Source organism: Micromonospora sp. NBRC 107095 (genome assembly GCF_030269705.1).
Classification (GTDB): domain Bacteria; phylum Actinomycetota; class Actinomycetes; order Mycobacteriales; family Micromonosporaceae; genus Micromonospora; species Micromonospora parva.
Map to the genome: position 1 here is coordinate 285,430 of NZ_BSTU01000007.1, position 23,936 is coordinate 309,365.

Annotated in this window: 19 protein-coding genes; 9 read left to right on the forward strand and 10 right to left on the reverse strand. The window is 69.7% G+C overall.

Translation table 11 applies throughout. The features are described 5' to 3' along the window. Nucleotides 1-100 precede the first annotated feature (100 nt). On the forward strand, nt 101-1,165 hold the full coding sequence (locus tag QSK15_RS29690) for a trypsin-like serine peptidase (RefSeq protein ID WP_285797342.1): 1,065 nt from the start codon (nt 101-103) through the stop codon (nt 1,163-1,165). Between the two features lie 135 nt (nt 1,166-1,300). Here QSK15_RS29690 and QSK15_RS29695 read toward each other — a convergent pair whose 3' ends face one another. Next, on the reverse strand, nt 1,301-2,233 hold the full coding sequence (locus QSK15_RS29695; RefSeq protein WP_285797343.1) for an AEC family transporter: 933 nt from the start codon (nt 2,231-2,233) through the stop codon (nt 1,301-1,303). Between the two features lie 907 nt (nt 2,234-3,140). Between QSK15_RS29695 and QSK15_RS29700 the strand changes: the two genes are divergently transcribed. Further along, nucleotides 3,141-4,796 carry a glycoside hydrolase family 43 protein gene (locus tag QSK15_RS29700; protein WP_285797344.1) on the forward strand — a complete coding sequence of 552 codons (1,656 nt, stop codon included), beginning with the start codon at nt 3,141-3,143 and terminating at the stop codon, nt 4,794-4,796. 252 nt (nt 4,797-5,048) lie between these two features. After that, entirely contained in the window at nt 5,049-6,386 is a 1,338-nt protein-coding gene (locus QSK15_RS29705) for a cytochrome P450 (protein WP_285797345.1), read from the forward strand. Between the two features lie 66 nt (nt 6,387-6,452). Here QSK15_RS29705 and QSK15_RS29710 read toward each other — a convergent pair whose 3' ends face one another. Genes QSK15_RS29710 through QSK15_RS29740 form a run of 7 tightly spaced genes read right to left on the reverse strand, consistent with a single transcriptional unit; the run spans nt 6,453 to nt 14,075 of the window. Then, nucleotides 6,453-7,631, reverse strand: a complete 1,179-nt coding sequence (locus tag QSK15_RS29710; protein WP_285797346.1) for an acyltransferase family protein — start codon at nt 7,629-7,631, stop codon at nt 6,453-6,455. Then, a complete protein-coding gene (locus QSK15_RS29715; RefSeq protein ID WP_285797347.1) occupies nt 7,628-8,944 on the reverse strand; it encodes a glycosyltransferase in 1,317 nt (438 codons plus the stop codon). The genes QSK15_RS29710 and QSK15_RS29715 overlap by 4 nt, the downstream gene beginning before the upstream one ends. Nucleotides 8,945-8,963: 19 nt before the next feature. Beyond that, nucleotides 8,964-9,884: a diacylglycerol/lipid kinase family protein gene (locus tag QSK15_RS29720; RefSeq protein ID WP_285797348.1), complete on the reverse strand. Its 921-nt coding sequence runs from the start codon at nt 9,882-9,884 to the stop codon at nt 8,964-8,966. Continuing rightward, complete coding sequence (locus tag QSK15_RS29725; RefSeq protein ID WP_285797349.1) at nt 9,871-10,866, reverse strand: NAD-dependent epimerase/dehydratase family protein; 996 nt, start codon at nt 10,864-10,866, stop codon at nt 9,871-9,873. The genes QSK15_RS29720 and QSK15_RS29725 overlap by 14 nt, the downstream gene beginning before the upstream one ends. Next, on the reverse strand, nt 10,866-11,915 hold the full coding sequence (locus QSK15_RS29730) for a thiamine-phosphate kinase (RefSeq protein WP_285797350.1): 1,050 nt from the start codon (nt 11,913-11,915) through the stop codon (nt 10,866-10,868). The genes QSK15_RS29725 and QSK15_RS29730 overlap by 1 nt, the downstream gene beginning before the upstream one ends. Before the next feature lies 1 nt (nt 11,916). Beyond that, complete coding sequence (locus tag QSK15_RS29735; RefSeq protein WP_285797351.1) at nt 11,917-12,903, reverse strand: UbiA prenyltransferase family protein; 987 nt, start codon at nt 12,901-12,903, stop codon at nt 11,917-11,919. Continuing rightward, nucleotides 12,900-14,075, reverse strand: coding sequence for an aminotransferase class I/II-fold pyridoxal phosphate-dependent enzyme (locus QSK15_RS29740; protein WP_285797352.1), 1,176 nt, complete (start codon nt 14,073-14,075; stop codon nt 12,900-12,902). Before QSK15_RS29740 ends, QSK15_RS29735 begins: the two co-directional genes overlap by 4 nt. Nucleotides 14,076-15,184: 1,109 nt before the next feature. Here QSK15_RS29740 and QSK15_RS29745 point away from each other — a divergent pair. Continuing rightward, nucleotides 15,185-15,568, forward strand: coding sequence for a VOC family protein (locus tag QSK15_RS29745; RefSeq protein ID WP_285797353.1), 384 nt, complete (start codon nt 15,185-15,187; stop codon nt 15,566-15,568). A 580-nt stretch (nt 15,569-16,148) separates the two neighbouring features. Here QSK15_RS29745 and QSK15_RS29750 read toward each other — a convergent pair. Beyond that, nucleotides 16,149-17,054, reverse strand: a complete 906-nt coding sequence (locus QSK15_RS29750) for a LysR family transcriptional regulator (RefSeq protein ID WP_285797354.1) — start codon at nt 17,052-17,054, stop codon at nt 16,149-16,151. A 79-nt stretch (nt 17,055-17,133) separates the two neighbouring features. On the opposite strand from QSK15_RS29750, the gene QSK15_RS29755 reads away from it, so the two are divergent. Genes QSK15_RS29755 through QSK15_RS29765 form a run of 3 tightly spaced genes read left to right on the forward strand, consistent with a single transcriptional unit; the run spans nt 17,134 to nt 19,777 of the window. Beyond that, on the forward strand, nt 17,134-18,327 hold the full coding sequence (locus tag QSK15_RS29755) for an EamA family transporter (protein WP_285797355.1): 1,194 nt from the start codon (nt 17,134-17,136) through the stop codon (nt 18,325-18,327). Then, complete coding sequence (locus QSK15_RS29760; protein ID WP_285797356.1) at nt 18,324-19,553, forward strand: cytochrome P450; 1,230 nt, start codon at nt 18,324-18,326, stop codon at nt 19,551-19,553. The genes QSK15_RS29755 and QSK15_RS29760 overlap by 4 nt, the downstream gene beginning before the upstream one ends. Further along, complete coding sequence (locus QSK15_RS29765) at nt 19,550-19,777, forward strand: ferredoxin (protein ID WP_285797357.1); 228 nt, start codon at nt 19,550-19,552, stop codon at nt 19,775-19,777. The genes QSK15_RS29760 and QSK15_RS29765 overlap by 4 nt, the downstream gene beginning before the upstream one ends. Nucleotides 19,778-19,879: 102 nt before the next feature. On the opposite strand, the gene QSK15_RS29770 is transcribed toward QSK15_RS29765, so the two are convergent. Then, on the reverse strand, nt 19,880-22,678 hold the full coding sequence (locus QSK15_RS29770) for an ATP-binding protein (protein ID WP_285797358.1): 2,799 nt from the start codon (nt 22,676-22,678) through the stop codon (nt 19,880-19,882). A 179-nt stretch (nt 22,679-22,857) separates the two neighbouring features. Between QSK15_RS29770 and QSK15_RS29775 the strand changes: the two genes are divergently transcribed. After that, entirely contained in the window at nt 22,858-23,181 is a 324-nt protein-coding gene (locus QSK15_RS29775) for a VOC family protein (protein ID WP_285797359.1), read from the forward strand. A 114-nt stretch (nt 23,182-23,295) separates the two neighbouring features. Continuing rightward, the gene (locus QSK15_RS29780; RefSeq protein ID WP_285797360.1) at nt 23,296-23,904 is read left to right on the forward strand and encodes a VOC family protein; all 609 of its coding nucleotides are present in this window, start codon (nt 23,296-23,298) and stop codon (nt 23,902-23,904) included. Nucleotides 23,905-23,936 lie beyond the last annotated feature (32 nt).

The window sequence follows — 23,936 nt, forward strand, 5'->3', positions numbered from 1 at the left end:
GAGCCTACTGTCGGTACCCGCCGCCGAGGCGTACTCGGTTGCCCCTCTCGCGCCACCATCCGAGCGGGCACCCGAATCGAACCAGTTTTCGGCAGAGGGTGTGACCACGATCGGCGAACTCCGCACCGTCGACAGTTCGCTGTCCTACGCCCCCAACGGGGGGACACAGGTCATCCAGCACCCCGGCGCCACGTACGTCAAGGTGCACTTCAGCTCACTGCGACTGGCCGAGGGCGACTACGTCACGGTGTCGAGCCGCGACGGCAAGGAGAGCTACCGGTACGACCGCCACCTGAACCGGGCGACCGGTTCGGACTACACCACCGACGGACGGCCGGGTTTCTGGGCGATGTCGGTGGACGGCGACACCGCAGTGGTGACACTGCACAGCAGTCGCCCCGGACGGGGCAGCGCGGCCACCATCGACCGGTTCTGGCGCGGATACGACCGCGCGGAGATCACCGCGCACAACTTCTCCACCCAGTCCGTGTGCAGCACGGACGCCCGCCGCGACGTGGTGTGCTACCAGAACAGCCACCCCACCGAGTACGCCCGTGGCATGGCGGTGGCGCGGTTGCTGATCAGCGGCGGTGGAATGTGCACCACCTGGCGGGTCGGCAACACCAACCGGATGCTGACGAACAAGCACTGCTTCTCCACGCAGTCCGCGGTGAGCGGCAGCGAGATGCAGTTCAACTACCAGTGCGCCACCTGCGGCGGCGCGAATCCCGGCGCCGGCACCAAGGTCAGCGGTGCCACCCTCTACCGGGTGAGCAGCGGCGGCTCCAGCCAACTCGACTACACCCTGTTCTCGGTCAACAACTTCGCCGCCATCCAGGGATTCGGCACGCTGTACCTGGCGACCACCGCCACCAGCAACGGCACCCGGATCTACATTCCCGGGCACGGCGACGGTAGCGCGAAGCGGCTGTCTATCTACGAGGACACCCAGAACGGCGCGACCTGCACCGTGCGGAACGCGAACTACAACACCTGGAACATCAGCTACAGCTGTGACACCTCCGGCGGCAACTCGGGTTCACCGGTGCTCAACGGCAGCCACCGGGTGATCGCCCTGCACCACCTCGGCGGTTGTCCGTCGAACCAGGGCGCGAAGGCGCACCTGATCTACAACGAGATCGCCAGCCTGATCGACAACGGCTGAGAGGGTGGGCCGCCGACGCGCGCGCGGCGCCTCGGCGGCCCATCGGCATCCCTGCTGTCGTCCTGCCGGGCGTCGATGACGGCGGCGGCGTCGCGTTCGCTGGGATTCGAGCCACGGTCCAGTCAGCTGACGTACCTAGCCGAGCAGCGTCGCCGCCGCGGCCACTGTGGCCAGCGACAGCGTCGTGGTCACCAGCACCGCCCGGTTGGTCACCGCCTCGCCGACGCCGTACTCCTGGCTGTAGATGAACGTGTTCTGCGCCGTCGGCAGGCCAGCGCACACCACCACGGCGAGCAACTGTGGCGCGGACAGGTGCAGGGCCAGCCCGGTCACGTACGCGACGACCGGCTGTGCGACGAGTTTCAGCGCGGTGATCACGGCCAGCTCGGCCAGCCCGGCTGGCTCCGCCGGCTCTGCCCGCGACGGCGCTGTAGCGTGCAGCGACGCGCCGAGCGCGACCAGGGCGGCCGGAACCGCGGCAGCGGAGAGCAGTGTGAGCGATGCGCCGGCCGCCGACGGCAGTCGCAGGTCGGCGGCCGAGCACGCGACACCGAGCAGCGACGCCAGGATCACCGGGTTGCGGACCGGCAGGGAGGCGATACGGCGGACGCGTACCCGCCCGGCCGGGTCGCTGTGCCGGTCCAGGGCGACCAGGATCACGGGCGTCACCACCAGCACCTGCAGCAGCACCACCTCCGCCAGGAACGACACGTTGCCGAGAACCTGCGTGGCGATCGGGATGCCGAGGTTCGCCGAGTTCACGTACCCGGCGGCCATGCCCCAGATCGGCCGTTCGCCGGGCCTGCGACCGAACAGCCAGCTCGCGGCGGCCCACCCGAACCCGACGACCGCGACGGTGCTCACTGCGAAGGCGAGCAGCGAGCGGCCGTCGAACCCGGACAGCGGCATTCGGGACAGGGCCAGGAACAGGGCGGACGGCATCGCGAGGTGGAACACGAACCGGCCGAGCACCGACGCCGCCGCCTCGCCCAGCAGGCCCTGACGACAGGCCGCGTAGCCGACCGCGGTGAGGATCCAGATCGGTACGAACGCCGACACCAGGCTCATCCGGGCGTCACCGGCGGGCGGGCGTGGCGAGGATGTCGTCGGGCTGCCGCAGGGGGGCCGCCGGGCGGCCGAGGATCGTTCACGTGTACGCCGGTCGGGAGGCCACGCGTTCAGCCTCGCATCCCGCCTGTACCGCGCAAACATTCCATCCGCAGCTGCACGGGCCATCACCAGCGCGCACGTCTGCCGCCGTCCGGGTGCCACCCAGCGTTACGCCCGCAGTTCCTGGATGCCGTCCGGCTGTGCCGCTGAGAGGGCGGCGGAACGTGGCGGCATTAGTCGGCTGACAACGGTGGCGACGCCCGGGGCCACGCAATTCTTCCGCCGCTGAATGATGCGGATCCGCAGCCAGTCGGGTGGCGGCGGCGAGATTTTCTCCGACGGCTCTATTGCCCCGGCGTGTTCGCGGTGTCCTCTGGAAACGACGGGCCGGGTACACAGTGCCAGGGCGCGACGCCCCCTGACGCGCTCGGCCAGCCACAGCACGGCGTGCGAGCCGCCCACCACGACCACAGCTTCGGCACGTTGTCGGGGCGGTGACACCGCTGTCGGGGTCTCGTGGACCGGGCGCGTCAGCACCGGTGGCGGTCGCCCGGTGGCCGTATCGGTCAGCGGGCCGTGCCGTGCCGGCCGCCCGCGCCTCTGGTCGGCAGGTCGCCTCACCACCTGATCTGGCCGGCTGTCAGCGGTGCCGGAGTGGGCCGCCCGGCCCGTCATTACGAAGCCCGCAAGAAGGTGGTGAAGGTGAACTATCGGAGCAACTTCCGGAAGCAAGCGACAGTGGACATGACGCGGCTGTACAGGCCAACGCCATTGTCACTAAGGTGCAATAGCGGCTAGTCTGTGCCGATCAGGCGATCGAACCTCGTCGAAACTTTCGACGAGGCTACCGTTACGGAGAAGCGAAATGACGACCGCAACAAAGAGTCCGGCAGAGGCCGGGCCCCACGGCGGCGAGGTGCCTGGCCGGCTGATCCGAAACCCGGTCCTTCCCGGCTTCAACCCCGACCCGTCGATCTTGCGCGTCGGCACTGACTACTACATCGCCACGTCGACCTTCGAGTGGTACCCGGGCGTCCGGCTGCACCACTCGACCGACCTGGTGCACTGGCGCCCGCTCGGTGGCGTCATCACCGAGCGGCGGCTTCTCGACCTGAGTGGAGCGGGCGACTCCAACGGCGTGTGGGCGCCCGATCTGTCCTATGTGGACGGCGAGTTCCATCTCCTGTACGCCGACGTGGCAAGCTTCGCCAGCGGATACTGGGATCCGCAGAACTATCTGGTGACCGCCCGCGACCTCGCCGGCCCCTGGTCCGACCCGGTCGTCCTGCACGGGCGCGGGTTCGACCCGTCGCTGTTCCACGACGAGGACGGCACCACCTGGATGCTGTCGATGGTCGCCGACTGGCGGCCGGGCCGTAACCGGTTCGCGGGCATTCAGATCCAGCAGTACGACCGCGAGGCCCGTCGCCTGGTCGGCACCGAGCGGACGATCTTCCAGGGAACCACCGCCGGCGTCACCGAGGCGCCGCACGTGTACCAGAAGGACGGCTGGTACTACCTGCTGACCGCGGAGGGCGGCACCTCCTGGACGCACCAGGCGACGATGGCCCGCTCCCGTAGCCTGTTCGGGCCGTACGAGGCCCATCCGGACGGCCCGCTGCTCACCTCGCAGGGCCGCCCCGAGCTGGAGTTGCAGAAGTCCGGTCACGGCAGCCTGGTGTCCACGCCGGACGGACGTTGGTACCTGGCGCACCTGACGGCCCGGCCGTACACCCCCCTCGGCCGGTGCGTGCTCGGCCGGGAGACCGCGATCCAGGAGGTGCACTGGCCCGAGGGGGAGTGGCCGCGCATCGAGGACGGGATACCGGCGGTGCTCGTACCCGTGCCGGGCGAGGCTGAGCCGCCAGCGGACCTGCCGGAGGAGCGGGACGACTTCACCGAGCCGGTGCTCGGCCCCGAGTGGTCGACGCTGCGCCGTCCCGCCACCGAGGACTGGGTGGATCTCACCTCGCACCCCTCTTTCCTGCGGATCCACGGCGGCCAGTCGCCGGTCGGTCGGCGCCGTCCGAGCCTGGTCGCGCGTCGCGTGACCTCGCAGCAGTGCGAGCTGACGGCCGCCATGCACTTCGAGCCGGCCAACTACCGCCAGCTCGCCGGCGTCACCGCCTACTACAACACCCGCAACTGGCACTACGCCTACGTGACCGCCGACGACGACGGTCAGCCGGTACTTGAGGTGATGTCGTGCGACAACGGTCGGCGGGTCATGCACGACGCGTGCCACGTCGACCTGCCGAGCGCGGGCGACATCACGCTGCGGGCCACCTTCGACGGCCCGCGTCTGACCTTCGCCTATCAACTGGCCGGCGAGGCGCGCTGGATCGAACTGCCGGCAGAGCTCGACGCCACGATCCTGTCCGACGAGTACGCCGCGACTCTGGTGGATGGTGAGCCTGAGGGCTGGGGCTTCACCGGCGCGTTCGTCGGCCTGTGGGTTCAGGACCTGGGCGCCGAGGGCGTCCACGCGGACTTCGACTGGACGTCGTACCGCCACTGGTGAGCCCTCGCCGACGCGAGCGCGGCAGCCGCGCCCGCCGCCCCGCACAGCCGGGCGTGCGCCGTCCAGCGGTGCCACGCCCGGCTGTCGTTCCTCGACCGACCGGCGAGGCGTCGGTTGGTGCCGATCTCTTGCCTGCTAGCGACGGCGACAGCGATGACCATCGCTGCGGGCTGCGGGAATTCAGCGCTGAAAAAGGGGTGCGGCGCGTGGAAACATAGTCGACGTCCGTCGATCGACTGAACGGGGATCACCGTGACGACACAGTTGTCCAAGGCCACCGCCGTACCGGGCCCGACCGGGCATCCGCTCCTCGGCATGTTGCCGGAACTCCGCCACGACCTGCTGGGATCGATCCTGAACGGCTTCCACAGGTACGGCGATGTGGTGGCCTACCACGTCGGGCTGCCACGGGGGCCACGCGCCGTCAGCGTCGACGTGGTGAACGTGCACCACCCGGAGGGCATCCATCAGGTCCTCACCACGCCCCAGGTCTTCAGCCGTCGCGCGAGCGCGTACGAAATCCTTCGGGAGTTCATCGGTGAGGGCCTGTTGACCAGCGACGGAGACCGTTGGCTGCATCAGCGGCGGACGCTGCAACCGCTGTTCACGCCGCGCCGGGTGGCCCGCTACACCGAGCTGATGGCCGAGGAGGCGGCCCGCGTCGTCGACGACATGGCGGTCACCGCCGGGTCCGCGGTGGACCTCTACCAGGTCATGCAGCGTTACACGATGCGGGTGGTCGGCCGGGCGCTGTTCGGCGACGACATCGACGAGGTCGTTCCCCGGCTGCAGGAGCTCATGCCCATCCTGGGGGACCTCGCGCTGGCGCGCGCCCTACAGGTCGTCAAGCTGCCCCTGAGCTGGCCGACTCCACGGTCGCGCCGGATCACGCAGGTCCGCGCCACCCAGTACGACATCATCGACCGCATCATCGCCGCCCGCCAGCGAACCGGCGGCGAGGAGACCGAGGACATGCTCAGCCGGCTGTTCGCGGCCAAGGATCCGGAGACCGGGCAGACCCTGTCCATGGAGGAGATCCGGGACCAGATGCTCGTGTTCCTGCTCGCCGGGCACGAGACGACCTCGGCGGGGTTGGCTTTCACCATGCACCTGCTGGGTCAGCATCATGAGGTGCAGGAACGAGTCGCGGCCGGGGCCGCCGAGGGCGACCAGGAGCTGGTGCGGGCCGCGATCATGGAAGGCATGCGGCTGTACCCGCCCGTGTACAGCATGGAGCGGATGGCCGAATCCGACGTCGTGGTCTCCGGACACCGCATTCCGGCCAATACCAAGGTGGTGGTTGCCCCCTGGGTCACGCACCGGCATCCGGAATTCTGGCCCGACCCGGAGCGCTTCGAGCCGGACCGGTTCCTCGGGCAGCAGGATCGGCCGCGCTACGCCTACTTCCCATTCGGTGGCGGCCCACGCAGTTGCATCGGCGAACACTTCGCGCTGCTGGAGATGACCGTCCTGCTGAGCGCGTTGCTCACCCGATACCGGGTCGACACGCGTGGCGAGCGGCTGGAGGTCGTACCGATGGTCACGCTGCGTCCGGCTGGCGCGGTCCGGGCCACGCTGACCGTCAGATGACCTGATGCCCTGGCTGATCCGGACCGGATCAGCCAGGGCACCGTTCGGTTCCGGGTCCGCCTGTCGCTACGTGACCCGCGTCCCGTCACCCGTCGCGACGGGCACCGGCTCACCGGCCGGCGTAGCGGCAGCCACCGCGGCAGCCGGCGGTTTGCGGGGCTTGGCGAACCGGCGCATCATCGGCCGTTCCACGCCGATGTGAAGCAGCGATGCCAGGCCCAGGGTCAGCAGGTAGGCGCCGACCATCACGGCGAGCGCAGCGGCGACGCCGAAGCCGTTCGGAGCCATGTTGGCGGCGCCGTACAACACCAGGATGTGCAGGAGGTAGAAGGCGAAGGACGTGTCGCCCAGCCAGCCGGTGACCCGCCCGCGCAGCGGTGAGCGGTGACCCTCGACGTCCGCCCGGGCCGCGGCGGCCACCAGCAACGCGAGCGGGATGACCATCGCCGCGACGACCGAGTAGAGCAGCGGAACGACCTCGGAGACGCCGTAGAAGGCCAGCGTGACAAGTGCGGCACCGGGCAGGCTCAGCCTGATCCACAGCCCCCGCATGACGAGCTGGGCGATGACGATCCCGAGGACGAAGTCCAGCATCCGGATCAACGGAAACTGTTGGACGAACCAGAACTGCGGAAATGCCGCGTCCGCGTAGGTGTACGTCGGCTCGGCCGGGAGAAACGCCAGGGAGAAGGCGGGCGCCACGAGCATCGCGGCGACGATGCCACCCGCGAGCGACCAGAGCCAGGCGGCGTTGAGCCGCCGGATGCCGGCGAGCACCCACGGGAACGACGCGTAGAAGAAGATTTCACAACTCAGCGACCAGCTCGGCGGATTGACCCCGTTGAAGATGAACTCGTTCGGGATCCAGCTCTGCACCAGGGCCAGGTTCGCCACCGTCGGCCACAGCGGCGCGCCGCCCCGCACCAGGATCAGGAGAACGATGAACACGGCGCAGACGACCAGGTGGTTCGGCAGGATCCGGGCGGCCCGGCGGCGCCAGAACCGGCGGTTCGGCTCGTGGTCGGGAGCCGACCAGGTCAGGACGAAACCGCTGAGGATGAAGAAGAAGCCGAGCGCGGCGGAGCCGGTACGGCTGAGAACGAGGTACCACCAGTCGTCGATCCGCTCGTCGGCGAAGAAGCCGAACAACGTCGTGTGCGAGAAGAAGACCGTGACCGCGGCGATCCCCCGCAGACCGTTGAGGGTCGGCAGTTGCCGGGCCATCCGTCCCGCCTGCTGGGTCATCGGCGGCCACCTTCCGTCGTTTCGGACATCTCCTGTCGGCGTACCGGCCGGCGTGTCCGGAACGCCTCCTCGGCGATGTCGGCCGCACGCCGTACGCCGTCCAACTCCGCGATCCGGCGTTGGTAGTGCTGCGCCTTCGCCCGGTAGGCGGGGTCGCCGCTCACCGTGTCGATGGCCGCCCGCAGCCGCGCCGGAGTCACCTTGTGCACTGGGATGAACTCGCCGGCACCGAGGTACTTGAGCCGGGCGGCCACGCCCGGTTGGTCGTTCCCCACGGGCAGCGCGACCATCGGCACGCCGTGGGCGAGCGCTTCCAGTGTGGTGTTGATGCCGGCGTGCGTGATGACCAGAGACGCCCGCGCCAGCAGATCGAGCTGGGGCGCGTACCGGACCACGATCGGGTTTCCGGCAAGACCGGTCGGCGGTTCGACGTCGGTGCTGCCGAGGGAGATGACCAGTTGCGCGTCGAGTCCTGTACAGGCCGTGGCGATCGCCTCGAATATGTGCGGGAGGCGGTTCTGGAGGGTGCCCATCGACGCGTAGATCAACGGACGGTCGTCGAGCTGCTCCCACGGGAAGGACACCGGCTCGGTGCTGTCCTCGTCGTGGAACGGCCCGGTGTAGTGGAACGAGTCCGGCAGGCGGGTACGGGGAAAGTCGAAGAACGGCGGTTGTTGGGTGATCTGGGCGAGATCCGAGCCGTCATTCACGCTGTTGATCAGCGGCAGGCCCCACGCGGCGCGACGTTCGTTGATCCGTTGCAGCACCGGCCGGATGACCCAGGCGATCACCTGGTCGCCCACCATGTTGCGTACCCGCGCGAGCGGCGACGGATGGTACGGCCACGCCGTCATGAACGGCGGCACACCGGGCTCGGTGTTCAGCGCCAGCGCGTTGCACACGTTCACGACCGGAATGTCGAGGTGGTCCCCGACGGTGTTGCCGGCGCCGTAGACCTGGTCCACCAGCAGCGCGTCGATGCCGTGCTGCCGCACCAGGACCGGCAGGTCCCGCAGCAGCACCTCGACCTCGCGCACGTACCCCCGGACGATGAAGCGCACTGCGGCCAGGCCGGTCAGCCGACCCTGCTCCTCGGAGAAGCGCGCCAGGGAGCCCACCGGAAACTCGCGCTCGCCGATCGGTGCGAAGGCGAACCTGGCCGTGAACGACTTCGTTCCGGCGTCCGGCAGGGAGATCAGGGTGACCCGGTGGCCCCGCCGGAGCAGTTCTCTGCCGAGCGTGGCCATCGGGCTGAGTTGGCCGGTGTAGTCGGGAACCACGAGTCCGATGTGGAACATGGTCGGGGCACTCACGTGTCGCTCCTCGCTGGGTTCATACCACCGTCGTCAGGCAGGACGGATGTATCGAAAACTCGGCCGGGGTGTATCCGACGATCTCGCCGTCGACCTCGACCGGCAGCGGGCTGTCCGCGTCCACGCACACGGTGCGGACCTCCTGCCGGTGGATCGCCGGATGTCCCGCTGCGGCCCCGCGGAACACCTGCCACATCAGCCCGGCCACGCCGAGGCGGCCGACACCCGCCACCCGCACTGCGTCCAGGTAGCCCGCCCGCGGGGGTTGCGTGCGGCCGAAGGTCAGCCCACCGGCGAAGTACGGCACCTTGAGCACGGCGAGATTGCTGATGCTCTGGTGGGACGGTTCGCCATCGAGTTCCAACCGCACCGCCACGGGCCGCCAGCCGGCCAGCGTCCGGATGCTCGACGCCGTCTCGGCGAGCTGGAGGTTGAGCCGCTTGAGCACCCGGTTGACAGGGGTCTTCTCGGTGAACCGCTGTCCGATCACGCTGATCAGTCCGACGGTGCAGCTGACCAGGAAGTACCGCTGGTCCCGGGTGCCGTCGGGTCGGGTGAAGGTCACCATTCCGACGTCGGTCTCCCGGTCGCGGGTGCGGTCGAGCAGGTCACCGAGGTCGGTGACCGGTCGCAGGCCGCGGGCGAAGTCGTTGCAGGTGCCAGCCGGCACGTACGCCAGTCGCACCTTTTCCCCGCCGGCCTCCAGCACGCCGTTGGCCACCTCGGACAGCGTGCCGTCGCCGCCGATCGCCACCACTGTGGCGTACCCGTCCTCGACCGCCTGTCGTCCGAGGGCGATGCCGTGCCCGGGATAGCGGGTGGACCAGCACCGCGCCTCGGGTAGTTCCGCGGCGATCCGCCGCATGAGGGTGTCCCTGCGCCGAACACCGGACGCGGGGTTGGTGATGCAGACGACCGGGTCGTTCTCATCGGCTGCCATGCGCCTGCTCCCATTCCAGTTCCGCCATGGCGAGGCTCAGCGCCTCCTCGAAGCCGTACCGGGGTGAGTGGCCGATCGACCGGATCCGGCCGACGTCGTACCGCATGCCTCCGGCCACGGACCGAACCGCGTAGCGGGTGAGCAGCGGCCGGCCGGATCTGATGCCGATGCCGGCCATCCCGGCGAGTTCGGACACGGCTCCGGCGGCCAGGGCAGCGCCGAAGGGGATCGAGGTGGTCGGCGGCCTTGCCCCGATCCGCTCGGCCACCGAGGCGAACAGCTGCCCCAGCGTCAGGCCGTACGAGTCACCGACGATGAACCGGCCGCCGGCGCAGCTGGCAGTGGTGCCGGCCAGCACGATCGCGTCGGCCAGGTTCGCGCTGTACGTCAACTCGATCGGCGGTACGCCACGGTCGAACTGGACGAGATGGTTGGCGCGCAGCCCGCGCACGAGTTCGGGCAGGAAGGTGCGGTCGCCGGGGCCGAAGACCCAGGCGGGGTACACCACAGTGACATCAAGACCGTTCCCGTGGTACGACCACGCCAGGTCTTCGCCGGCAGCTTTCGACAGCGGGTACGGGTAGCGCGGCACCCGTCGTGGCGACCCCTCGTCGATGACCTTCCCGGCGTGGAAACCGAAGACGTCGACGGTGCTCAGGTAGACGAATCGGGAGACGCCGCAGCGCCGCGCCTCGTCCAGCACCGCCCGGGTGCCGTCCCGGTTCACCTGCCAGATGCGTGGGCCGGGTCGCCAGTCGGTCAGGTCGGCGGCCGCGTGCACCACCAGGTCGACGTCCGTGCAGGAGCCGCGCAGCGACTCCGGGTCGGTCAGGTCACCACGGTGGGCGGTGTACGTCGCGTCGTCCGGCGCGGGTGCCCGTACCAGCCCGCGTACCGACCAGCCCTGTTCCCGCAGGGCTGCGGCGACCGCGCGGCCGACGCAGCCGGTGACACCGGTCACCAGAGCCAGACCCGACCCCATCACGAACCCTCCGCCAGCACTGCCCGCAGGTCGGTGAGCAGCGACCCGGCCGGGTCGAGTGCGCGCATGCGCGTCAGCAGGTCCCGCAGTTCACGGCGCTGGCCGGACTCGTCGACCATCAGCAGCTCCGGACCGGCGACGAGGTGTCCGACGTGAAACGGACGCAGTCCGCGTTGCGTGAGGGCCTGGGAGCACGCCCGCGCGTCGGCCGGATCGATCGCGTACAGCAGCTCGAACTCGCCCCACTCGGCGGCAGCCGAACACCACCGGGGCAGGCCCGCCGCTTCGGCGACGGCGGAGACGATCGGCGCGTACACCTCGTCGTGCAGCACCACCTCGGCCCCCAGCCCGTTGACCTCGGCGAGGCTGACGGCCGCGCTCAACAGACCGTCGCTGGTGTCGATGCACGCCCGGGCGTAGCGGCGCAGCGGTTCGCACGCGGTCACCCGCGCCTCCGGCAGCCACGGTTCGCCTGCGCCCGTACCGCCCAGTGCCAGCGTGCGGAATCCGACCGCGTTGCCGGCTCCGATCGGGCCGGTCACGTACAGCGCGTCGCCGGGCCGGGCACCCATCCGGTTCAGGATGGATTCGCGTGGGACGGTACCCAGGGCGCACGAGGTGAAGCTCTCCTCGTTGGCCCAGTTGGTGTCGCCACCCACGACGTGGCAGCCGTACCGCTCGGCGGCCTCGGATGCGCCACGCCCGAACTCACGGGCCTCCTCGGGGCTCCAGCTGTCCGGGCGCAGCGAGCAGGAGATCAGCACGGCGACCGGGTCGGCGGCCACCGCGGCGAGGTCGCTCACGCTGACGGTGGTGGTCAACCAGCCCTTTGCGTACGGCGTGCTGGCGGTGGCCAGTTCGGCTCCGTCGTTCAAGGTGTCGACAGTGACCGCCAGGAGCCCGGCGGCGCCCAGATCGAGGAGTTCGGCATCGGCCTCGAAGGCGTTGTTGAGTTGCCGTGGCGACCGGGTCATGCGCTCGCGGATCGCCATGATCAGGCTGCTCTCGGCGGCGCTCAGCGGCAACCGGTTGCGGGTGGTGGAGGCCATGTCACGCCTGCCGGGAGGACTGGGTCGCCCGCAGCGTCAGCTCCAGGTAGGCCATCATCGGAACGGCGACGACGAGGAAGAGCGTCGGTCGGTGCAGTGCGCCGAGCGACAGGAAGAACAGTGTGGTCGCCCTGATGAACCAGACCAGTGCCTCGTACGCCCGTGTCTCTGGTGCCCGGTTGAGCGTCACGAGGCTCTGCGTGAACGCGAGCGCGGACGCGATGAGCAGCACCCAGCAGGCGATCTCGGCGTAGGCGCTCGCCGTGTCGGCCTCCGCCACGGCGGCTGTGCCCGCCGCTATCACCGCCACGACCGGAAATATCACGGCGATCCGGCTGGAGGCCCTGGTGCCGATGGCCACCGGCAGGGTCCGGTAGCCCGCGACCCGGTCGCCCTCGATGTCCTTGAAGTACCCGACGAGGCAGAAGCCGCTGAACGTGACAGCGACCAGTGCCGTCTGGAACCACGTCACCGCCGGGATGTCGAGCCATCCCGCGTCGGGTCGGACGGCCACGGCGCCGAGCACCGTGAACAGCGCCATGTCGACGCCGTTGACGAGATTGCCCAGCATGGGGATGCGCTTGGTCCACGAGTAGACCAGGTGCCCACCGATCGCGATGACGCTCCACAGCGCCAGCGTCGGTGCCACCACGATCGCTACCACCATCAGAGCCGCGGACAGCGTGAGCGTCAACGCCAAGCCGATGTGGGGGTTGATCAGCCCGGTGACGAACGGGCGGTCCGGAGCATTGACCGCGTCGGCCTCGCGGTCGAACCAGTCGTTGATGACCACGCCGACGCCGTATCCCAGTGTGCAGAACAGCAGCCCGATCACGATGCTCGCGGCGTTGGCCCCGGCCGGCGGCGCGGTCATGCCGACCAGACCCGCCGACAGTGAGAAGGGCACGAAGTGCAGGCGCCACATCCGCGCCCAGGCAACCACCAGATCCCGGGTCCGGACTGCGGGTTCGAGCTGGTTGACGGTCATTGGTCCTCCACTGACATCAGGTCGCCGACCTCGGCGAACGCGGCGACGACGCGCTTGAGCTGCTCCGGTGTGTGCGTGGTGGAGAAGCTCGCTCGCAGCCGGGGCGAGGCGGCCGGGGGGATGACCGCATTGACGTAGACGCCGCGGTCCAGCAGGTTGCGCCACGCGAGCAGGGTCTGCGGTACGCCGTCGAGCCGTACCGACACGATCGGCGTTTCGCTCGGGATCGGGTCGTAACCAAGGGCCGTCAGCTCGCGACGCACGTACGACGCGTTCTCCACCGCCTGCTGGCACAGCCCCGGCTCCGCCTTCAGGATGCGCAGCGCGGCGTACGCGGCAGCCAGGCTGGCCGGCGGCGCGGACGCGCTGAAGATGAGGCTGCGCGCGTGGTGGCGCAGGTACTCGATAACCTCCGCCGGGCCGGCCACGGCACCACCGATCGACGCCAGCGACTTGCTGAAGGTGACGGTGATGAGGTCGACCTGGTCGGTGACGCCGAAGTGCGCGCTGGTGCCCCGGCCGTCGGCCAGTACGCCGATGCCGTGTGCGTCATCGACGAGCAGGCGGGCCCCGTACTGCCGGCACAGCCGTACGACCTCGGTCAACGGGCACAGGTCGCCGGCCATCGAGTACACCCCGTCCACGACGACCAGCCGGCCGGCGTCCGAGGGGCTGGCTGCCAACTGCCGCTCCAGGTCGTCCATGTCGTTGTGGGCGAACCGTCGTGTCTTGGCGCGGCTCATGCCGCAGCCGTCGTAGACCGAGGCGTGCGCCTCACGGTCGAGGATGACCACGTCGTGACGCGACAGCAGGGATGCGATGACGCCGACGTTCGCCTGGTAGCCGGTCGGAAACACCAGGGCCGCCGGCATACCGAGGAAGTCGGCCAGCTCCTGCTCCAACGCGTCGTGCAGTGGCGTATTGCCGTTGAGCAGCCGCGAGCCCGTGCGCGATGTGCCGTACTCCTCGATCGCCTCCTGCGCCGCGGCCTTCACGCGCGGGTCGGAGGTCAGCCCGAGGTAGTTGTTCGAGCCGCACATGAGGATGTCGCCGTCGAGCGTCTGGGCGACTGTCGCGTCGTGCCCCTCGAAGGGAATGAAGTACGGGTAGAGCTTGGCTGCGCGAGCCTCCTGGCTCTCGGTGTATGACTGGCAGCGACCGAAGATATCCACTGTCACCACGGTTCGCGAAACCCCTCTCATCTGGTGCCCCGTGTGCATCGGGCCGTTCAACGGACCTGCTGCTCCAGTAGTCGGCACCGTCGCTCCGGACAGTGGCGCGCCGGCGATCGGAATCGGCCAGCACCTAGCCGCCCTGCGGAGGGAGGTGGCCGGTCGTCTCTCCCACCCGCTGGTGCCGCCGGCTCGCAGGCTGAGCCAGCGCGGGGACGTCGCGGCGCGGCTCGGTGAACCGCAGCGTGAGGGCGTTCCTCGTCCCCGGCGGAGTGAGGGCGACGTGTGTGCAGAAGACGGTCGACAATGCTGTTGATGCGCCTGGCCCGGCCGGCCCGACGAGCGACGGAACCGCCGCGGGCTCCCGGCCCTGGGACACGCCGCCGGGTGCGATGCCAGCGGTGTTGCTGGTATCGCTGTCCGATCGCTGTGGAGGCGAGTATGCGTGTCGGGCCGTCGCGGCCCGCAGTTCGGTCCGGGGCTGGCGCACACCAGCCGACATCAGGCCAATAGGCTCGTGACGGTCGGCGCTGGTCCTGTCATCGTGTTTCGCCGCATTCCTCTGGCGCAGCGGCAAGAATCCAGGGCTGTGGCGCTATGGCAGCGCAGGAAAAGTGGCATTGCAGCGGCAGCGCATAGTTCATTTCTCCCCCCGATCCGCTGTCTACATTCACCAGCGGCGATCGCTTGACGATCTCTCTGGAGCAGGATGCTACGCCGGATCCGCAGCGCAAGTCCAGCCCACTTTCCTCGTCGGATCCGCCCGCCCACCGCGCCTCAGCTGCCTTCCAGGAGTATTGCGCCAGGTGACAAGCGAGGGGGCAGGACCGAGCGCCATCTCAGCCCGTTCGGCAAGATCAACGAATAGGCGTCAGTGAAATCGGTCTCCCACCGCGAGGTGCCGCCAGTGTCGCTGCGGATCGACGGTTACTACGGGTAGTCGCTGGCGGGGACCGTTGCCGTGGCTCGTCGAATCCGGCATGGACGGCATTGAGCCGGCTCGCTTGCTTCCTGACCTGGCCGGGGCGGTGGCGGCAGCTCCTCTTTGCCCCATTTGGCCGTCATGCGATGGCGGCGAATCTCCGCACGGCTGTGGATAATGATTGATCGTGGCGCATCGCAGCAGACTCTCGACGATCCTGATCGACGTACCCCGAGGTGAGGCACCGGCAGCTGCCGCCTTCTGGTCGGAAGCGCTCGGCGTGCCTGCCCGTACAGTCCCCGATGAACAGCAGTTCACCGCCCTGCACGGTGCACTGCCCGACCTGGTGCTGGCCGTGCAGGCCGTGGATGACCAGGCTCGCTACCACGTCGACATCGAGACCGACGACGTCGAGGCGGAGGCCCGCCGACTGATTGCCCACGGCGCTGTCGAGGTCGGCCGCTGGCTGGAGTGCGTAACCCTGCGGGCCCCGGGCGGCCATCTCGTATGCGTTATTCCGTGTCACGCCGATCCGGAGACCTTCGAGTCTCTTTCCCAGGCGTGGGAGTAGGTGCGCGGACACGATTTGATCGCGGCGTCGTTAATGCGGAGCGCCGTGGCGTCCGGGCCCGGCAAGAGATGTGCGCTGCGCGTTTCTCGACGGATAGACACCTGAATCGACGCGGCCCGCCTCTCGTACTGTTCGTGACAGCCGCATGAATCTGATTCCATTGCAAATCTGTTGTGGGAATCGTCATCCACCTGGTGCGCTCGCTGGGGCTTGGGGGAGTAGGTAGGCGACGGTAGTCGCCATTTCGTCGATACCTCCGACGTGACCGATTGGCGTCGCCGCATTCATGCGTTTCAGGCGTCTCCCACGCGAAGGCGCTGGTTATTGTGGTGCTACCGCGTTGCTCGTCAGGCCGCGTCGTCCCACGTCGTGGGTCAGCGAACGAGTGAATACCTACCGGCCGGGAGCCGTCGCCCGGTGCGCGGACAAGCGGTGGAAGCCCATTGCGGCGACGATCGAGGAGATGGTGACGACGCGTCCCCGCTCGGTCATCGCCAGGGGCGACCTGTCCACCAAATGGCGTCGGCGACACAGGAGCCAGATTCACCCCGGGACTCGGGCGCGTCCGCCCGGGTCGTGATTACCGGCCGGGTCGCTGCCGCTCCGGGTGTGCCCCGCCCGGGATCTTCAGAACAGCGAGAAAGGCGTTTACCGCGGGGGTCCGGCCCAGGCGACTCCAGACGAGGTGCTCGACCCGGGCCGGCGCGTCGGCGACCGCAATGGTGGTCACGCCTTTGAGTCGTGGCACGTAGGCGGAGGGGAGCATGGCGACGCCGATACCGGCAGCGACGAGGTCAGCCATCAGGTCGGCGGCGGTCACCTCGAACGCGACGTCGCGGGCGAGGCCGGCGGCGGAGAACGCCTGATCGGTCTGGGCCCGCCCGGCGCTGCCGACCGGAAAGTCGACGAAGACCTCTGCGGCGAGCCGGTCGAGGTCGACTGCCGGTTCCCCCGCGAGCGGATGATCCGGGGCGACCACGGCGACGAGCCGGTCCCGGGCCAGTTCGTGCACGTCAACGCCCTTTGGTTGCACCGTTTCCGGCAGCCCCAGGAACGCCACGTCGATGACGCCCTGCTTGACCTGCTCCACGAGTGCGTCGCTCCCGCCGACGCGCAGGCCGACGCGCACGTACGGGTACCGCTGGCGGAACGCGCGGAGGGTGGCCGGAATGTCGACGGCCGCAACCGTGGGGATCAGACCCACCCTCAGTCGTCCCCGTACCTCTCCCACCGCCGCCGCGACCTCGGCGGCCGCGCGTTCGGCGGCGTCCAGACACTGGCGGGCGGCGGGGAGGAACGCCGCACCCGCCGGGGTCAGCCGCACCCGGCGGCTGGTCCGCTCGAAGAGCCGCGCACCGAGTTCCCGTTCCAGCCGCGCGATCTGATGACTCAACGCGGACTGGACGACCAGGCACCGTTCGGCGGCCCTGGTGAAACTGCTGGTCTCGGCGACAGCGAGGACGTAGCGCAGTTGGTGAAGCTCCATCGATCCATCTTCTCTATAGATCGGTCGGATGACAAACATGCATTGGACTCATCGATGAGCACGCGACGAGACTTCTGGCATGACACGTTCCGGACCGGAGAGAGCCGGCGGCGACACGTTCTCCAGCAACCTGCCGCGTACCGCGGTGACCGCGCTCGCTCCGCTGGCGTGGGGCACCACCTACGTCGTCACCACCGAGCTTCTTCCGCCCGGCCACCCGTTGTTCGCCGGACTCCTGCGTGCGTTGCCCGCCGGACTGGTGGCGCTGGCGTTCACCCGTACGCTGCCGAACGGGGCGTGGTGGGGGAAAGCGGCGACGCTCGGCGTACTGAACATCGGACTCTTCTTCCCGCTGCTCTTCGTCGCGGCCGAGCGGCTGCCGGGAGGCGTCGCGGCGACCCTGGGTGCGGTGCAGCCGCTCGTCGTCGCCGTCCTGGCCGCGACGCTCCTGCGGGAGGGGCTCTCCGTCTGGCGCGCCGTCTGGGGTGTCACCGGAGTGCTGGGCGTCGGCCTGGTGGTGATCGGACCGGATGCCACGTTCGACGCCGTGGGGATCGTGGCCGGTCTCCTTGGCGCGGCCGCGATGGCGCTCGGGGTGACCCTCACCAAGCGTTGGCAACGTCCCGCCGGGGTGAGCCCGATGGCCTTCGCCGGTTGGCAGCTCAGCGCGGGCGGTCTCTTCCTGGTGCCCGTCACCTTCCTCGTCGAAGGACCACCACCAGCGATCGACCCGCCCGCTGTTCTCGGCTACCTCTGGCTGGGCCTGATCGGCGGCCTGTGCGCTTATGTGCTGTGGTTCCGTGGCGTCATCGCGCTGCCGGTGACCTCCGTCGCGGTCCTCGGTCTGCTGTCCCCGCTGGTCGCCGCGCTGCTCGGTGCCGTCCTGCTCGATCAGACGCTCGGCCCGATCGAGCTACTCGGGTTCGGGCTCGCACTGGCCGCGATCGCCGCGGGACAGCTCCCCGTGCCGACCCGCCCGCGCCACCCGTACCGGAAGGGACAACCGGAGTGCCGGAGGATCTCGCCGTCGCCGTCCTCGACGAACTGGAGAGATCGGGCGGGGACAAACACTTCACCGTGGGATGAGCTTCCCGTACGGACGCGGACCGGCCGCCATGGCGATCATCGCCATCCATCGCTACGATCCGACATCGACACATCACCGAGCGTTGATGTGTGCCGTCGTGAGGTCCTGGACGCTGGCAGTCCGGCGCCGCCACCACACGGCGCCGGCCTGAGGAACACGCCGCCTCGACGAAGGGAATCCGGATGACCGAGAGCGCGCAGACCACCGAGAGCCGAACCGTTCCGCCCGCACGGGCGTACCCGTTCAGCGTGCCTGACCGCCTCGTCGTCGACCCGACCTACGGCCAGCTGCGCGAGAGCGAGCCGATGACCCGGGTGCAGCTCCCCTACGGTGAGGAGGCGTGGCTCGCCACCCGGTACGAGGACGTCCGTACCGTCCTCGGCGACGTGCGGTTCGGCCGCGCCCCGGCCGTCCAGCGCGACGAGCCCAGGCTCACCCCGCGCCAGCAGTACAGCGGCATGCTGACCATGGACCCGCCCGATCACACCCGGTTGCGCCGGTTGGTGGCGAAGGCGTTCACGGCCCGTCGGGTGGAGGCGCTGCGACCCCGCACCCAGGAGATCGCCGACGCGCTGGTCGACGACATGGTCCGGCTCGGTCCTCCGGCCGACCTGGTGGAACACGTCGCCACGCCGCTGCCGATCCAGGTGATCTGCGAACTGCTCGGCGTCCCGTACGCCGACCGCGACCGCTTCCACACCTGGTCCGAGGCGATCGTCTCGACCACCTCGCTGCCCATGGAGACGATCCAGGAGTATCTGAACAATCTCTGGGGCTACATCGGTGATCTGGTCGCCGAGCGCCGCCGCGAGCCGGGGATCGACGACCTGCTCGGCGCGTTGGTGCGGGCCCGCGACGAGAATGAGGATCGGCTCAGCGAGACCGAGCTGGTGGAGTTGGCCGGAGGACTGCTCGCGGCCGGCCACGAAACGACAGTGACCCAGATCCCCAACTTCGTCTACGTCCTGTTGCACAATCCGGACCAGCTCGCTCGGCTACGGGCCGACCCGTCGCTGGTGCCGGCCGCGGTCGAGGAGTTGTTGCGGTACGTGCCGCTCGGCGTCGGTTCCTCCTTCGCCCGGTACGCCAAGGAGGACGTCGAGGTCGGCGGGGTGCTGGTCCGGGCAGGTGAACCGGTCCTCGGCTCACTGTCGTCGGCTAACCGGGACGGCACCGTCTTCGCCGACCCGGACCGGCTGGACCTCGGCCGAGAGCAGAACCCGCACCTGGGCTTCGGGCACGGCGTCCACCACTGTGTCGGCGCGCAGCTGGCCCGCATGGAGTTGCAGGTCGCCGTCGCCACAGTGGTGACCCGCCTGCCCGGACTGCGGCTCGCCGTACCGGAGGGCGAGCTGCGGTGGAAGCGGGGCATGCTGGTCCGGGGCCTGCTCGGCATGCCGGTGGCCTGGTGAGTGCCGCCTGGCGGGTCGGGGTGGACTCGCGCCGCTGCATCGGCACGAGCATCTGCGCCGGTACCGCGCCCGAGCACTTCCGCCTGGTCGGCGGCCAGTCCGCGCCGCTTGCCGACGTCGTCGCCCCGGCCGAGGTCATCCTCGACGCCGCCGACTCGTGCCCGGTGGAGGCGATCACGGTCCGCGACGCCACCGACGACACGCTGATCGCGCCGCAGGAGTGAACCGACATCGAGCCCGGCCGTCCGCATCATGAGCCGGGCAGCTGTGGAAGCCGGCAGGCCAGCGACGAGGCGGTCATTGTACCGCACCGGACCCGCGGAAGCTCAGGTCGAGGTGATCGGGAGTCGGCAGGGGACCATGGGGGCGAGCCCAAGGTCGCCAAGGATGGCCGCGCCCCGCTGGGCATGGGCGCCACCGGCGAACACCAGGGTCCGTGCCGACTGGTATCGGCAGCCGGCGGCGTCGAACGTGTCTGCCGCAGCCAGCAGCGCCTGTTGATCGCCGTCGAGCAGCGCTTCGGCTCGTTGCACCATGGCTTCCGCGACGACGTTGCCGGCCACGACCGTCCTGGCCTCGGCCAGATGGTCACGAGCGCCCGGGGCCCCGGCGAGCACCGCAGTCTCGGCGCGCAGCGCGACATACCAGTGCAGCCAGATCCAGGTGACTGACTTCCACACGTCGCCCGGCTCGGGAGCCATCCGTTCCAGCGCCTCTGGCGCCTGCCCCCGGTGCAGCAGGAGCATGGCGTCGAAGACCGGTCCGTAGCCATAGGTCTGCTCGTGTGAGGCGCCGAGCTGATTCAGGACCGCTGTCCAGACGCTCTGCGCCTCCCGGTCGTCACGGAGACCATGGATCATCGCAACGCCGGCTGCGGCGGGACCGAGGACTGACCTGGCAGGGCTGCCGGCCCGCTGCCACGCGTCGAGGAACCGCACACTGCCGGCCAGTACGTCCTCGGTGTTACCCGCGAGCGCGTCGGCCACCAGCAGCCAGCTGGTGGCACGATGACCAACCTCCGCGAGCAGCGGGTGGTCGGCGATCTGACGTGCCAACCGGCGGGCGGCTGCCAGGTCACCCGCGCCGAGGCTGGCCTCGGTGGCGTTGCCGAGAGCGTCGAGCAGTTCGTGGGTGTTGGCCGGGGCAGCCGGTAAGGACGAGAGCAGCCCGACCCGGCGCCGCGCCGTGGCTGCGCTGTCGAACGTCTCGCCGGCCCAGCACTGGGCACCGGTGAGCGCATCGAGCGCTGCGGACTCGGCGAGCGGGTCGCGCGTTCGGTGTGCGAGTGTGACGGCCCACTCGGCGCGTGCGATCGTCTCGGGTACCGCGTTGTCGGGTGGGCCCTGGGGTGCGCCGAACGCGTCGCTGAGCACTCCGGCCTCGGCCAGCGCCACCGCGGCCTCGGCAGCCGGGTCATCGCCGGCCAGCTCTCGCGCCTCGGAGAGGAGCGCGATCGACTCCTCCGGTGGTGGAAGTAGGTCGAACCTGCTCCAGAACCGGTAGGCGTTGGTGGCAGCGGTCGCCAGGTCGGAGGCGGCACCGGCGGTATCTCCCGCTCGGCGGGCGGCCTGCGCCGCGGCCCGTTGAAGACGGTGCATGTCGTCACCGCGCATGCGGCATCCAGCCACGGCAGCGGCGTGCCGGAGCATCGATGCCTCGGCAGCGGGCTCGACAGCGAGCGCGGCCGCCTGTTCATAGCGCAGCTGAGACTCACCGACCAGGTTACGAATGAATGTCATGTCCGCCAGCTGGCGGGCAAGGCGATAGGCGTCCACGCGTTGCTCCGGCCGGCCGGCCGCCCACGACAGCGCGGCGCGAAGTTCGTCCGCCACCGGGTCGAACCGGGCACGCCAATTCGCCCGCACCACGGCGAGGTCAGCGGCAGTGGCAAGACACCAGCGAAGGTGCCGGTGACGGGACTCCACCAACTCGCCGGCGTCGGCAAGCCGCTCCGTCCCGTACTGGCGGATCGGTTCCAGCGCCCGGTACTCGGTTCCACCCGGGAAAGCCCTCACCAGCAGCAGGCTCTGTTCAGCGAGCCGGGCCAGCCCATCGGCGACGATGCCCTCCTCCGTCTCGGCTACCTCCGCCGCCGCCGAAGCGGTGAACGGCGCCACGAAGACCGACACCCGGCGCAGCAGCGCCCGGTCGGCAGGCTCCAGCAGGGCGTGACTCCAGTCCAACGTGGCGCGCACCGACCGGTGCCGGTCATCGGTACGGGCACCGCCGGTGAGCATTCGGAGCGGATGGGACAGGGCGGCGGTGATGCCATCCAGACCCAGCATCGGATACCGTGCGGCAGCCAACTCGATCGCCAACGCCATCCCGTCGAGCCGCTCACAGATCGAGGCGACCTGTTCGCGCAGTGGCGGATCCAGCGGCCAGCCCACCGCCGCCGCCCGTTGCATGAACAACGCGACCGCGTCCGACTCGCCGTCGACACCCAGCGACAGCGGCGGCACCGGATACACCCGCTCGAACGGCACCATGAGCCGTGCCCGACTGGTAGCCAGCACCGTCACCGCCGGACACGCTGCCAAGAGCCGCTCGAGAAAGACCGCCACCCCGTCCAGTACGTGTTCGCAGTTGTCGAGCACCAGCAACGCCTGACGGTCGGCCAACGCGGCGAGAACGGACTCGGTCATGTCCCGACTGGGCTGCTCGCCCAGGCCGAGCGCCACGGCGACCGCAGCTGCGATCATGTCGGGGTCGGCGACCGGAACCAGATCGACGAACCACACGCCGTCGGGGTAGTCGCCAACTGCTTGCGAGGCCACCGCCAGCGCGAGGCGGGTCTTGCCCACTCCGCCGGGCCCGACCGCGCTCACCTGACGATGAGCCCGGATCAGCTCGGTCAGCTCAGCTCGCTCACTGACCCGGCCGACGAACGGGGTCAGCGGGGCCGGCAGAACCGGCGCCTGGGGCACGGCGCCACCGCCGGCCACCTCCCGCGCCCGCTGGGCGAGCGCACGGCGATCCGGGACCTCCAGCTTGCGCAGCAGCGAGGATACGTGTGTCTCCACGGTACGCACCGAGATGAAGAGTCGTGCTCCGATCTCCGCGTTGCTGAGATGGTCTCCGAGCAGGGCAAGCACCTCGGCTTCCCGAGGGGAGACGTCAACCACCACCCCATTCTGTCGTACGCCTCTCCGTACGCCGGTTCCGTGGTGGACTCCGTGGTCGCCACGGATTCGCGCCGGGCATGCCGGAGGACATGCTGTGGACACGCAACCGACCGGGCCGGCAGTGGCCCGCGACCTAGGGAGTGACCATGGCGAGCTCGTCCACGCAGGGGATCCGGACCGTGCTGCACCCGGTGTCGGATCTGGCCAGCGCCACGGCGGTGTACGAGGCGCTGCTCGGCGTGCCGCCGACGGACGAATCGGTCTACTACGTCGGCTTCAATGCGGCGGGCCAGCACATCGGCCTGGTGCCGGGCGGTGGGCCGCAGGGCCTGACCGCGCCCCTGACCTACTGGCACGTCACGGACATCGAAGCGAAACTGGCCGAGCTGAGCGCCGCCGGCGCCACCGTGACCGCAGCGGCACACGATGTGGGCGGCGGCCGCCTCGTGGCTACCGTCGCCGATCCCGACGGCAACCTGTTGGGGCTGATTCAGGACAGGTGATCGGCCGGGCTCGTCCGAGCCGCCGTCGCAAGCAGCACCGCCAGATCCCCGAACCCGCCTTCACTCCTTCGCGGTCCGCCAACCGAGAACCGCACCGCCCGAAAGGAACCACTCATGCTCACCATCGACTCCGTCACGCTCGAGGTGCCGGCTCCGGCGCCCGCCCAGGACTTCTACACCGCGGCCTTCGGCCTTGGCCCCCGCCTGCGCGTCAGCGCGTCAGACGCACCCACTACCGGTTTCCGTGGCTTCGCCGTCTCGCTCGTGGTGTCCCAGCCGGGCACCGTCAACAGCCTCTTCGGCGATGCCCTTGCCGGCGGAGCGACGGCACTGAAGCCGGCCGCGAAGGGTTTCTGGGGCTACGGCGGGGTGCTGCGTGACCCGTACGGCACGATCTGGAAGATCGCGACATCGGCGAAGAAGGACACCGGACCGGCCAACCGGCACATCGACGAGATGGTGCTCCTGCTGGGAGTGGACGACGTCGCCGCGACCAGACGGTTCTACGTCGACCACGGTCTCACCGTGGCCAAGAGCTTCGGCCGCAAGTACGTCGAGTTCGCCACCTCGAACATCAAGCTGGCGCTGTACGGCCGTCGTGCGGCCGCCAAGGACGCGGGCGTCTCGCCCGACGGCACCGGATCACACCGGCTCGTCATCGGCAGCAGCGGCGCCGGAACCTTCACCGACCCTGACGGCTTCGAGTGGAAGGCCGGCGAATGAAACTGCCGCCCACGTCGGCGTGCCACGAATCG